This is a genomic window from Pseudomonas sp. RIT623 (genome assembly GCF_004519305.1).
GTDB lineage: Bacteria > Pseudomonadota > Gammaproteobacteria > Pseudomonadales > Pseudomonadaceae > Aquipseudomonas.
The window spans coordinates 301,222-313,742 of the sequence record NZ_SOZA01000001.1 but is presented as its reverse complement, the minus strand read 5'-3'; the positions used below and the strand labels follow the sequence as shown (position 1 = coordinate 313,742).

Sequence of the window (12,521 nt, the reverse complement as noted above, 5' to 3'; positions counted from 1 at the left end):
AACTTGCTCGCTAAAGCTTCTCAGCCCAACGGGACGCCGAGCATGTTGCACAGCCACCTCACCACCCTCAACGCGGTTTCGCTGATCCTCACGGTGTTCCAGGAGGACGGCGTCGACCCGCAGCAGATGCTCGCCGGCAGCGGCATAGGCCCGGCCGACCTGGGCCATGCCGACGCCCGCATCACCACCCAGCAGGAACTGCAAGTCTGCGCCAACGCCGTGGCCCGCCGCGCGGACATCGGCCTGGAGCTGGGCCGGCGCATGCATGTGTCGTGCTACGGCATGCTCGGTTACGCCCTGCTCTCCAGTGCCACTTTGGGTGACGCCCTACGCCTGGCGCTGCGCTTTCCGGCACTGCTGGGAACAGTCTTCCAGCTCCGCCTGGTGGACGATGGCCAGCGTATCTGGGTCAGCGCCAGCGAGCACTACGACGCGCCGGGTCTGGCTGCATTCAATGCCGAGTTCTGCCTGGGGTCGCTCAAGGTGATCTGCGACGACCTGCTGGGGCGCCCGCTACCATTGCTGGCGGCCCGCTTCGAACACCCCCGCCCCCGCTATCACCCGCTCTACGACAGTGCATTCCAATGCCCCCTGGGCTTCTCGGCGAGCGACAACGCGTTCGCCTTCGAGCGCCGCTGGATGGACATGCCGCTGCCGCTGGCCGACCCGGTCACCCACAAGGCGATGAGCGAGCGCTGCCGGCGCCTGAACCTGGAGTTCACCGGGCGCCAGGCCTGGCTGGGGCGGATTCGCCAGCTGCTGCTCCAGCAGCTGGATGCGGCGCCCGGGCTGGAGGGCTTGGCGCGGCAGATGAACTGCTCGTCGCGCACTTTGCGCCGGCACTTGCAGGCGCTGGGCAGCAGTTATCAACAGCTGCTCGACGAGCTGCGCTTCGAACGGGCCAAGCAATTGCTGGCCGAGGACCAGATGCCGATCTATCGCATCGCCGAAAGCCTCGGCTTCAGCGAAACCGCCAGTTTTCGCCATGCCTTCCAGCGCTGGAGCGGCGTGGCGCCCAGCCATTTTCGCGGTTGACCTGCCCCGCGATAGGTCGGCCAGGATGGCTTGGCCACATCGATCCCCTTTTGGCCGTTGCCATCGTTCTCCCTCACCTGGCTGCCCAGCAGAATTGGTCCACGCCAGCCCCACCCGGAGAACAATAAATGCTGACGATCTATTCCGATGACCACCGCCTGCACCATGGCCGCTGCGAGCTGATCGACGGCAAGCTGATGCCCTGCTTCGAAATGCCCTCCCGTGCCGACCACGTCCTGGAGCAGGTCAAGCAGCGCAATCTCGGCCCCGTGCAGGGTCCAAGCGATTTCGGTCGTGCCCCGTTGCAGCGCATTCACAGCGCCGACTACCTGAACTTCTTCGAAGGCGCCTGGGCACGCTGGGCGGCCCTCGGCCAGCAAGGCGACCTGCTGCCGTTCACCTGGCCCGCGCGCACCCTGCGCCAGCTCAAGCCCAGCGGCCTGCACGGCGAGCTCGGCTACTACAGCTTCGACGCCGGCGCGCCTATCACCGCCGGCACCTGGCAGGCCGCCTACAGCGCCGCCCAAGTGGCCCTGACCGCCCAGGCCGCGATCCAGCAGGGCGCCCCAGCGGCCTTCGCCCTGTGCCGCCCGCCTGGGCACCACGCCGCCGCCGAGGTGATGGGCGGCTACTGCTACCTGAACAACGCTGCCATCGCCGCCCAAGCCTTCCTCGACCAGGGCCGGCGCAAAGTGGCCATCCTCGACGTCGACTACCACCACGGCAACGGCACCCAGGACATCTTCTACCACCGTGGCGATGTGTTCTTCGCCTCGATCCACGGCGACCCGCAAGACGAATTCCCGTTTTTCCTCGGCTATGCCGACGAAACCGGCGAAGGCGCGGGTGAAGGTTGCAACATCAACTACCCACTGCCCGCCGGTAGCGATTGGAGCGTCTGGAGCGGCGCCCTGGAAGACGCCTGCCAGCGCATCGACCGCTATGACCCCGAGGTGTTGGTGATCTCCCTTGGCGTGGATACGTTCAAGGACGATCCGATCTCCCAGTTCAAGCTGGACAGCCCGGACTACCTGGCCATGGGCGAGCGCATCGGCCGGCTCGGCAAGCCCACCCTGTTCGTGATGGAAGGCGGCTATGCCGTGGCACAAATCGGTATCAACGCGGTCAATGTGCTGGAAGGCTTCCAGCGCGCCCAGCCAGGAGCCTGATCATGGCCAGACTGAAAACGTTGCTCGCCCCGCTCGTCACCGCCGGCCTGCTCGCCGGCGCGCTCCAGGCCCATGCCGAACAGCGCGCCTTGCGGGTCTTCAACTGGTTCGACTACATCACCCCGCAGACCCTCAGCGGTTTCCAGCAAGACAGCGGCGTGAAGCTGGTCTACGACATCTTCGACACCAACGAGGCGCTGGAGGCCAAGCTGCTCACCGGCAACTCCGGCTACGACGTGGTGGTGCCCTCCAATGTGTTCCTCGCCAAGCAGATCGAAGCCGGCGTGTTCCAACCGCTGGACCGCGCCAAGCTGCCCAACTGGCAGCATCTGGACCCGGCGCTGATGAAGCTGATCGAGGCCAACGACCCCGACAACCGGCATGCGGTGCCCTACATGTACGGCACCGTGCTGATCGGCTTCAACCCGGCCAAGGTCAAGGCCGCGCTCGGCGACGACGCGCCGGTGGATAGCTGGGACCTGATCTTCAAGCCAGAGAACATTGCCAGGCTCAAGCAATGCGGCGTCGCGCTGCTCGACTCACCGTCGGAGATCCTGCCGCTGGCCTTGGCGCACCTGGGCCTGGACCCCAACAGCGGCAAGCCGGCAGACTACCAAAAGGCCCAGGACCTGTTGCTGCAGATTCGCCCGTACATCACTTACTTCCACTCCTCCAAGTACATGGCCGATATGGCCAATGGCGACATCTGCGTGGCGGTGGGTTATTCGGGCAGCTTTTCCCAGGCCGCCAACCGGGCGCGCGAGGCGAACAACGGCGTGGTGGTGGACATGCGCCTGCCCAGGGAAGGCGCGCCGATCTGGTTCGACATGCTGGCAATCCCGAAGAACGCGGCCAACCCCGCGGATGCCCACGCCTTCATCAATTATCTGCTGCGCCCAGAGGTCATCGCCCCGATCAGCGATTTCGTCGGGTACCCCAACCCGAACAAGGACGCCACCGACAAGGTCAGCCCGGCGATCCGCGACAACCCGAACCTGTATCCGACCGCAGAGGCGATGGCCAAGCTGTATACCCTGAAGCCGTTGCCACGGGATGCCGAGCGGGCGCGGACCCGGGCCTGGACCCGGATCAAGTCGGGCACTTGACGTTATTGGGGCTGCTCTGCAGCCCCAGTTCAGCGTCGCCAGGCCTTGCGCAGGCGCATCAAGGCGTCCGCAACCTGGGCTTGCGGCACTGCGGCGAACCCCAGCACCAGCCCTGCGCGGTTATCCACAGGCACTTGACTGTCCTCCAGCCAGAATGAGCTCAGCGGATTCACCTCCACCCCAACCGCCTGCGCCTGCGCTACCAGTGCCTGCTCCCGCGCAAAGTTATCCACATCCACTTTCACATGCAGCCCCGCCGCCACCTCGGGCATCGCCCCCAACCCCGGCACATCCAGCGGCCAGCCGGCCATCAGCACATCGCGCCGCGCCAACGCCGCCCGCCGCATCCGTCGGATATGCCGCTGGAAATGCCCCTGGGCCATGAACTGCGCCATCACCCACTGGGTACCCACCTCCGAGTGACGCACCGCCAAGGCCCGACCACGGCTGAATGCCTGCACCAGGTGCACGGGCAGTACCAGGTAACCCAGGCGCAGCGCGGGGAAGGCAATCTTGCCGAAGGTGCCGACATACAGCACCCGGCCTTGCCGATCCAAGGTCGCCAGCGGTGCCAGTGGCGCGCCGCTGTAGCGGTACTCGCCGTCATAGTCGTCCTCGATGATCCAGCCCTGTTCCCGCTCTGCCCAGGCCAGCAGCGCCAGACGCCTTGCCAGGCTCATGGTGACACCCGTCGGGTACTGGTGGGCTGGCGTCACATAGGCCAAGCGGCAGTCCGCCAGGCCCGTGCAATCCATGCCCTCGTCGTCCACCGGCATGCCCCTGAGCTGTGCCCCGGCCAAGGCAAACGCGTGCCCCGCCGCGCGGTACCCAGGGTTTTCCACAGCCACGGCATCACCTGGCTGCAGCAGCAACTGTGCACAAAGGCTGATGGCCTCCTGGGCGCCATGGGTGATCAAAATTTGTTCAGCGGTGCAGGAGAGCCCCCGCGACCGGCGCAAGTAAGTGGCAATCAACTCACGCAGCGCCAGCTCCCCCGCCGGGTCGCCATAGCCGAGAGCCGAAGGATCGGGGTTTCGCCAGAAACCCGCATGCAGCTTGGCCCACACCTCGAACGGGAACAGGTCATAGGCCGGCACGCCCACCCGGAAAGCACGGGGAGCGCCATTTTTTGGCGGCGGCAAATGGTGCTTTTGCAGACGCTGCAACGGCACGCTGGAAGCTGCCAAGCTGGATAAATCCTCAGTATCAAAAGGAGAAAATGTGGATAACTCTGTTGATAAACCCAGGGATAACCCTGTGGACAGTTGTGTGGATAGTTTTTCCAGCTGGCTGACATAGGTGCCGTCGCCCACCCGACTTTCAATGAAACCTTCGGCGTACAACTGGTCGTACGCCCGCACCACGCTATTGCGCGACAACCCCAGGATCGCCGCCAGGTCGCGGGTGGCGGGCAAGCGCGTACCACTGCCCAGCCGACCGTCCAGCACCCGCGCGCGCAAGGCCTGGTACAGCTGCTGGCTAAGGCCGCGGCGCCGGTCAAGGACGATGCCGGCAGGATCGAACGGCAAGGCATGGGACGCTTCGCGCATGGTATTGGACCTATGAAAACTACCGTGAATGGCTCTTACACAGAACCAATAGCCTGCCTAGCATGAGGTCATTCGACAAGGACCCATCCCATGTACAACAGCAAAGCGCACCAGGAACACGACCTCTGCCGGCTGCACCTGCACATGCAGCAGACCCGGCTGGCCACGCTGGTCAGCCACGGCGAACAGGGCCTGCTGGCCAGCCACTTGCCGGTGCTGCTCGCCCCGGACGAAGGTGAGTTCGGCACCGTCTACGGCCACCTGGCACGGGCCAATCGCCAGTGGCAGGACCTGGCGCAAGGCGGTGAAGCACTGCTGGTGTTTCCCGGTGCCGATGCCTATGTCAGCCCAGGCTACTACCCAAGCAAGCACGGCAACCCCAGAACGGTGCCTACCTGGAACTACACGGCGGTTCACGCCCACGGCCCGGTCGAAGTGATCCACGACGCCACAGCGCTGCTGGCGATCGTCAGCAGCCTGACCGATCGCCACGAGCAGGGGCGCGACACCCCCTGGAAAACCACCGACGCCCCTGCGGACTACCTCGACGGCATGCTCCGCGCCATCGTCGGCATTCGCCTGCCCATCACCCGTCTGCAAGGCGCGCGCAAACTCAGCCAGAACCGTTCGGCCGAGGATATCGCTGGCGTGCGCGCGGGCCTGGCGGCCAGCACCGACTACCTGGACAACCAACTCGCCGCGCAGATGCGCGATTTCTAAAGGAAAAGCCCCATGACCCGCGTTACCTTGCGCCCGGTCGGCGCCGACGATCACTCAGCCTGGCTGCCTCTGTGGCAGGCCTACCTGCGCTTCTATCAGACCGAACTGGCCGACAGCGTCAGCGCCAGCACCTGGCAGCGCCTGCTCGACCCCAACGAGCCGACCCACTCGACCCTCGCCTGGGTCGATGGCAAGGCGGTGGGCATGGTCAACTTCATCTACCATCGTTCCAACTGGAGCATCGAGCATTCCTGTTACCTGCAGGACCTCTATGTCGACAACGCGCAGCGCGGCCTGGGCATCGGCCGCCAACTGATCGAGCAGGTGTACGCCACGGCAAAGGCCGCCGGCTGCAGCAAAGTGCACTGGCTGACCCACGAAACCAACGCCACCGCCATCAGCCTGTACGAGCAGGTTGCCGAGCGCCCGGGCTTCATCCAATTTCGCAAGGCACTGTAGGCCGATCATGAGCGATGCATTGAACTGGACACCTGCCGGTACACCCAAGGCCGAGCCCCTCGAAGGCCGTTTCATCCGCCTGGAAAAGCTCGACCCGGCGCGCCATGGCGACGATCTATGGGACGTGCTGCAAGGGCCGGGCTCGGACCCGCTGCTGTGGGACTACCTGCCCTATGGCCCGTTCGCCGAACGCGCCAGCTTCCAGCGTTGGCTCGACGGCAACGCCGCCAGCCGCGACCCGCTGTTCTACAGCGTGATCGACCTTGCCAGCGGCCAGGTGCAGGGCATTCTCAGCTACATGTCGATCGTGCCCGAGCAGGGCCGTTTCGAGATCGGCCACATCGCCTTCGGCGCGGCCATGCAGCGCACGCCCAAAGGCACCGAGGCGGTCTACCTGCTGAGCCAGCTGGGCTTCGCGCTGGGCAACCGCCGGCTGGAGTGGAAGTGCAACGACGCCAACGCCCGCTCCAAGCGTGCGGCCGAGCGCTTTGGCTTTGTCTTCGAAGGGGTATTCCGCAATCACATGGTGGTGAAGGGGCGCAACCGCGACACGGCCTGGTATTCGATTACCAACGGTGAATGGCCAGCGGTAGCCGCAGGGTTCGAACGCTGGTTGAGTATGGATAACCAGCAACCTGAAGGTCAGGTGCGATCGCTGGAAGCTTGCCGCAAAGGCTGATGATCTGTTCGCCGGCAAGCCGGCTCCTACAAGGGCAGTGCCATGGTTGTAGGAGCCGGCTTGCCGGCGAACATGCCACTTCTCCAGCAAAAAAAGGGGAGCCTAAGCTCCCCAGAGGTTAACCGCTTACAGATGAAGGCTTCGGTCAGCCTTCGATCTCGATCAGGATCTCGCCCGGGGTCACCCGGTCGCCCTTGGCCACATGGATAGCCACCACCTTGCCGGCGATAGCCGCCTGCACTTCGGTCTCCATCTTCATCGCCTCGGTGATCAGCACAGCCTGGCCGGCCTTGACCACATCGCCTTCCTTGACCAGCACATCGACGATGTTGCCCGGCATGCTGGTACTGACATGGCCCGGCGCGCTGGCTTGCTTGCGCTTGCTGCCACCACCGCCGACGAACTCGTTGAGCGGCTCGAACACCACTTCCTCCGGCATGCCGTCGATGGACAGGTAGAAGTGACGCTTGCCTTCGGCCTTGACGCCGACACCGGTGATGTCGACGCGGTAGGTCTCACCGTGCACGTCAATGACGAACTCGGTGGGCACACCCTCGCCCCCCACCGAAGCCACGCCGCCGGCCTCCGGAATTGGCAGCAACGCTTCAGGGGTCAGGGTGCCGGCGGCACGCTCCTCGAGGAACTTGCGCCCGATGTCCGGGAACATGGCGAAGGTCAGCACATCCTCTTCGTTCTGGGCCAAGGCGCCGATATCGGCGCGCAGCTTGGCCATTTCCGGTTTGAGCAGGTCGGCCGGGCGCACGTCGATCACCTCCTCGCTGCCGATGGCCTGACGCCGCAGTTGCTCGTTGACCACACCCGGGGCCTTGCCGTAGCCGCCCTGCAGGTACAGCTTCACCTCGTTGGTGATGGTCTTGTAGCGCTCGCCGGCCAGCACGTTGAAGAACGCCTGGGTCCCGACGATTTGCGAGGTCGGGGTGACCAAAGGCGGGAAGCCAAGGTCTTCGCGCACCCGCGGGATCTCCGCCAGCACTTCGTTCATGCGGTTGAGCGCGCCCTGCTCCTTGAGCTGGTTGGCAAGGTTGGAAATCATCCCGCCCGGCACCTGGTTGACTTGCACGCGGGTGTCCACAGCGGTGAATTCGCTTTCGAACTGGTGGTACTTCTTGCGCACGGCGTAGAAGTACAGGCCGATCTCCTGGAGCAGCTCCAGGTCCAGGCCGGTGTCGAACTCGCTGCCCTTGAGCGCGGCGACCATCGACTCGGTGCCCGGATGGCTGGTGCCCCAGGCGAAGCTGGAGATCGCCGTGTCGATATGGTCGGCGCCGTTTTCCACCGCCTTGAGCTGGCACATGGCGGCCAGGCCGGCGGTGTCATGGGAGTGGATGAACACCGGCAGCGACTGCTCGGCCTTCAGCGCCTTGACCAGCTCGCCGGTGGCGAACGGGGTCAGCAGGCCGGCCATGTCCTTGATCGCCACCGAGTCGCAGCCCATGGCTTCCATCTGCTTGGCCTGCTTCACGAAGGCGTCGATGGTGTGCACCGGGCTGGTGGTGTAGGCGATGGTGCCCTGGGCGTGCTTGCCAGCGGCCTTGACCGCCTCGATGGCCACGCGCAGGTTACGCACATCGTTCATGGCGTCGAAGATGCGGAACACGTCGATGCCGTTGACCGCGGCCTTGGCGACGAAGGCCTTGACCACATCGTCGCTGTAATGACGGTAGCCCAGCAGGTTCTGCCCACGCAGGAGCATCTGCAGACGGGTGTTGGGCAGCGCGTTGCGCAACTTGCGCAGGCGTTCCCACGGATCTTCCTTGAGGAAGCGCACGCAGGCGTCGAAGGTTGCGCCACCCCAGACTTCCAGCGACCAGTAGCCGACCTTGTCGAGCTTGTCGCAGATCGGCAGCATGTCTTCGGTGCGCATGCGGGTGGCCAGCAAGGACTGGTGGGCGTCGCGCAGGATCGTGTCGGTAACAAAGATTTTCTTGGACATTATTCGGTTCCTCACAGGCCTGCGTGGGCGGCGATGGCGGCGGCGATGGCCAGGGCCAGCTCTTCGGGTTTGCGCTTGATCGAGTAGTTGGTCAGTTCGGGGTGGCTTTCGACGAAGCTGGTGTTGAACTGGCCGCTACGGAATTCCGGATTGCGCAGGATCTCCTGGTAGTACGCGGCGGTGGTCTTCACCCCCTGCACGCGCATGTCGTCCAGGGCCCGCAGGCCGCGGTCCATGGCCTCTTCCCAGGTCAACGCCCAGACCACCAGTTTCAGGCACATGGAGTCATAGAACGGCGGGATGGTGTAGCCGGTGTAGATGGCCGTGTCGGTGCGCACGCCCGGGCCGCCCGGGGCGTAGTAGCGGGTGATCTTGCCGAAGCTGGGCAGGAAGTTGTTCTTCGGGTCTTCGGCGTTGATGCGAAACTGCAGGGCGTAGCCGCGGTGCTGGATGTCTTCCTGCTTGATCGACAGTGGCAGGCCGGAAGCGATACGAATCTGCTCTCGGACGATATCGATACCGGTGATTTCCTCGGTGATGGTGTGTTCCACCTGCACCCGGGTGTTCATCTCCATGAAATACACCTCGCCATCGGCGAGCAGGAACTCCACGGTACCGGCGTTCTCGTAGTCCACCGCCTTGGCCGCGCGCACCGCCAGGTCGCCGATGTAGGCGCGCTGTTCTGGGGTCAGCTGTGGGCTTGGGGCGATTTCGATGAGTTTCTGGTTGCGCCGCTGGATCGAGCAGTCGCGCTCGAACAGGTGCACCACGTTGCCGAAGCTGTCACCGAGGATCTGCGCCTCGATGTGCTTGGGGTTGACGATGCACTTCTCGAGAAACACTTCCGCCGAGCCAAAGGCCTTGGTGGCCTCGGAAATCACCCTGGGGAAGTTCTGTTCCAGTTCCTCGCGGCTGTTGCACCGGCGAATGCCGCGCCCGCCGCCGCCGGAGGTGGCCTTGAGCATCACCGGGTAACCGATGCGGTCGCCTTCGCGCAGGGCTTCGTGGATATCGGCAACGTTGCCTTCGGTGCCTGGGGTCACCGGCACCCCGGCCTGGATCATGGTGCGGCGCGCTTCGGTCTTGTCGCCCATGCGGCGAATGACCTCGGCGGACGGGCCTATGAACTTGATTTCGCGTTCAGCGCAGATCTCCGCCAGTTCGGCGTTTTCCGACAGGAAACCATAGCCCGGGTGCAGGGCGTCACAGCCGGTTTCCACAGCGAGGTTCACCAGCTTGCGCGGGTTCAGGTAGCCGGCCAGCGGCTCGGCACCGATGCTGTAGGCCTCGTCGGCGCGCTTGACGTGCAAGGCGTGACGGTCGGCGTCGGAATAGATCGCCACGGAGCGAATGCCCATTTCGGCGCAGGCACGCACGATCCGAACTGCGATTTCACCCCGGTTGGCGATCAGGATTTTTTTTATCACTGGAGTCTTCCCAAAGCCGTAGGAACAGACGATCCGGTTCTACCGGTCGGCGCGTGACCAGACGTCGCTGGCCAGTCGCGTATTCACCCTAGCGCTGAAGGTCGATAAACAAAAATCAATATTTGTTAGAGATAGTATTAGCAAAGGCTTATAGTTCGGTAACAAGGTTTTGCCGGAGCCCCGGAAAAAATGCGTAAGTCCTTGATGCGTATGACTTTGCGTCAATTGCAGATCTTCAACGAGGTGTGTGATCTGCGCTCCTACAGCCGGGCCGCCGAAGAGATGGCGCTGACGCAACCCGCCGTTAGTCTACAGATCCGCCAGCTCGAGGAGCTGGTGGGCCAGCCGCTGTTCGAGTACGTCGGCAAGAAGCTCTACCTGACCGAAGCCGCCGAGGCGCTGCAACGCGCCAGCCGGGATATCTTCGGGCGCCTGGAGAACCTCGACATGCAGCTGTCGGATCTGCAGGGCTCACTGCAGGGCCAGCTGAAACTGGCGATCGAATCCAGCGCCAAGTACTTCGTGCCACACCTGTTCGCCGCCTTCAAGCAGCGCCACCCGGAGGTCAACCTCACCTTGACGGTGGTCAATCGGGCCCAGGCGATCCGACGGCTGTCGGACAACCGCGACGACCTGATCATCATGTCGATGGTGCCCCAGGACATGGGCCTGGAGTTCCTGCCCTTCCTCAACAACCCGATCATCGCGGTGGCGCCGCCGGAGCATCCGCTGTGCCAACTGCCGAGCCTGCGCCTGCAAGATCTCGAGCCTCATACCTTGCTGGTCCGCGAACAGGGCTCGGGGACACGCAAGGCCTGCGAGGAATACTTCAAGGACAAACGCGTGCACTTCAGCCAGACCCTGGAGGTAGCCTCCACCGATTCACAGCGCGAATGCGTGGTGGCCGGGCTGGGCATCGCCCTGCTGACCCGCCATGCGGTGAACCTGGAACTGGCCACCGGCGTGCTCCGCGAGCTGCCGGTCGAAGAGCTGCCGCTGTACCGCAGCTGGTGCCTGGTGCAGTCCAAGAGCAAGCGGCAATCGCCGGTGGCGCTGGCGTTTCAAGCGTTCATCCGCAGCGAACGTGCAATGATCAGCGGGCTTGTTGAGCGTTTCTCTGGGAAGTTGCCGCCGATACCTGCCACACCGTGAGGTCCTGCAGGTCGGGGTAGTCGGCCAGCTCGCGCAGCAACTGGCGCTGGTCGCAGTAGCATTCGATCGCGCGGCGGAACTCCATGCGGCGCTGATCCTTTTCCTGCTGCTTGCGAGCCTTGGCGTTGGGTTGGTACACACCGTCGTGATCACGTGCCATTGCCTGTCTCCCAGAAAGGATGCGGGGAGTTTCAGGGTGAGCCTTGGGGTTTACGGTTTGGTGGTGAAAGGGTGACAAAACCGTGAAGCTTGAGGATAAGCCCGCTCCCACGCCAGTCGCATGCACGAACAGCGTGCAGGTCAGTCGTCGGTGGCCTTGATCGACTTGGGCGACAGGCGCAGGCTGCGCAAGCTGCGCTTCACGCTCTTGAGGTGGTTGACCAGGCTCGGCCCGCGGGCCATGGCCACGCCCATGGCCAGCACGTCGATCACCACCAGGTGGGCGATGCGCGAGGTCAGCGGGGTGTAGATCTCGGTGTCTTCGTGCACGTCAATGGCCAGGTTGACCGTCGACAGTTCGGCCAGCGGCGTCTGGCTCGGGCACAGGGTGATCAGGTTGGCGCCGCTCTCGCGCACCAGGTTGGCGGTGATCAGCAGATCCTTCGAGCGCCCCGACTGCGAGATACACACGGCCACGTCGCCCGGTTTCAAGGTCACCGCCGACATCGCCTGCATGTGCGGGTCGGAATAGGCCGCGGCGCTGAGCAACAGACGGAAGAACTTGTGCTGGGCATCGGCCGCCACCGCCCCGGACGCACCGAAACCGTAGAACTCCACGCGCTGGGCCTGGGCCATGGCCGTCACCGCCTGCTGCAAGGCCTGTGGATCGAGGTGCTCGCGCACCTCCATCAGCGTGTGCAGGGTGGTGTCGAAGATCTTCAGGCTGTAGTCGGCGACCGAGTCGTCTTCATGGATGGCGAACTGGCCGAAACTGGCCCCGGCGGCCAGGCTCTGCGCCAGCTTGAGCTTGAGGTCCTGGAAGCCCGAGCAACCGATCGCCCGGCAGAAACGCACGATGGTCGGCTCGCTGATTCCCACGCTGTGCGCCAGGTCGGCCATCGAGCTGTGCATGACGGCAGCCGGATCTAGCAGCACGTGGTCGGCCACTTTGAGTTCCGATTTGCGCAGCAGGTGCCGCGATTGGTCGATATGTTGCAACAGATTCACGGGCTGGACTCGGTTATGATCGGCGTGCCGGGATGTAGCTTTCTTGTAGTTATACTACATGCTTGCCAACCCGCCCAGCTAAACGAACGTGGAGAGTGGTGGT

Annotated in this window: 12 protein-coding genes; 7 read left to right on the top strand and 5 right to left on the bottom strand. The window is 64.1% G+C overall.

Annotated features, from left to right (window positions below; genetic code table 11):
* The first annotated feature begins 42 nt into the window (after nt 1-42).
* From E3U47_RS01475 to E3U47_RS01465, 3 genes are all read left to right on the top strand, one after another.
* The gene (locus tag E3U47_RS01475; RefSeq protein WP_134689157.1) at nt 43-1,035 is read left to right on the top strand and encodes an AraC family transcriptional regulator; all 993 of its coding nucleotides are present in this window, start codon (nt 43-45) and stop codon (nt 1,033-1,035) included.
* A gap of 128 nt (nt 1,036-1,163) precedes the next feature.
* On the top strand, nt 1,164-2,204 hold the full coding sequence (locus tag E3U47_RS01470; protein WP_134689156.1) for a histone deacetylase family protein: 1,041 nt from the start codon (nt 1,164-1,166) through the stop codon (nt 2,202-2,204).
* Between the two features lie 2 nt (nt 2,205-2,206).
* A complete protein-coding gene (locus tag E3U47_RS01465) occupies nt 2,207-3,310 on the top strand; it encodes a polyamine ABC transporter substrate-binding protein (protein WP_134689155.1) in 1,104 nt (367 codons plus the stop codon).
* Nucleotides 3,311-3,339: 29 nt separating this feature from the next.
* Here the strand turns inward: E3U47_RS01465 and E3U47_RS01460 are convergent, their stop codons facing one another.
* Complete coding sequence (locus E3U47_RS01460; protein WP_134689154.1) at nt 3,340-4,860, bottom strand: PLP-dependent aminotransferase family protein; 1,521 nt, start codon at nt 4,858-4,860, stop codon at nt 3,340-3,342.
* Between the two features lie 90 nt (nt 4,861-4,950).
* Here E3U47_RS01460 and E3U47_RS01455 point away from each other — a divergent pair, with 90 nt between their 5' ends.
* From E3U47_RS01455 to E3U47_RS01445, 3 genes are read left to right on the top strand one after another with little or no spacing between them, the layout of a single operon-like run.
* Nucleotides 4,951-5,580, top strand: a complete 630-nt coding sequence (locus E3U47_RS01455; RefSeq protein ID WP_134689153.1) for an FMN-binding negative transcriptional regulator — start codon at nt 4,951-4,953, stop codon at nt 5,578-5,580.
* 12 nt (nt 5,581-5,592) lie between these two features.
* Nucleotides 5,593-6,039 (top strand): GNAT family N-acetyltransferase, encoded by a 447-nt coding sequence (locus E3U47_RS01450; protein WP_134689152.1) that lies wholly within the window; start codon nt 5,593-5,595, stop codon nt 6,037-6,039.
* Between the two features lie 7 nt (nt 6,040-6,046).
* Nucleotides 6,047-6,718, top strand: a complete 672-nt coding sequence (locus E3U47_RS01445) for a GNAT family N-acetyltransferase (protein ID WP_134689151.1) — start codon at nt 6,047-6,049, stop codon at nt 6,716-6,718.
* Nucleotides 6,719-6,863: 145 nt separating this feature from the next.
* Here the strand turns inward: E3U47_RS01445 and oadA are convergent, their stop codons facing one another.
* Together oadA and E3U47_RS01435 are read right to left on the bottom strand one after the other, a co-directional pair.
* Nucleotides 6,864-8,672, bottom strand: coding sequence for a sodium-extruding oxaloacetate decarboxylase subunit alpha (oadA, locus tag E3U47_RS01440; RefSeq protein WP_134689150.1), 1,809 nt, complete (start codon nt 8,670-8,672; stop codon nt 6,864-6,866).
* Between the two features lie 11 nt (nt 8,673-8,683).
* A complete protein-coding gene (locus tag E3U47_RS01435) occupies nt 8,684-10,099 on the bottom strand; it encodes an acetyl-CoA carboxylase biotin carboxylase subunit (RefSeq protein WP_134689149.1) in 1,416 nt (471 codons plus the stop codon).
* Nucleotides 10,100-10,303: 204 nt separating this feature from the next.
* On the opposite strand from E3U47_RS01435, the gene E3U47_RS01430 reads away from it, so the two are divergent.
* Nucleotides 10,304-11,251, top strand: coding sequence for a LysR family transcriptional regulator (locus tag E3U47_RS01430; protein ID WP_167659419.1), 948 nt, complete (start codon nt 10,304-10,306; stop codon nt 11,249-11,251).
* Here the strand turns inward: E3U47_RS01430 and E3U47_RS01425 are convergent.
* Nucleotides 11,193-11,411 (bottom strand): PA3496 family putative envelope integrity protein, encoded by a 219-nt coding sequence (locus E3U47_RS01425; RefSeq protein WP_134689147.1) that lies wholly within the window; start codon nt 11,409-11,411, stop codon nt 11,193-11,195. The two genes, E3U47_RS01430 and E3U47_RS01425, sit on opposite strands and share 59 nt — an antisense overlap.
* A 140-nt stretch (nt 11,412-11,551) precedes the next feature.
* Complete coding sequence (gene hexR / locus E3U47_RS01420; RefSeq protein ID WP_023630201.1) at nt 11,552-12,418, bottom strand: transcriptional regulator HexR; 867 nt, start codon at nt 12,416-12,418, stop codon at nt 11,552-11,554.
* Nucleotides 12,419-12,521: the final 103 nt, after the last annotated feature.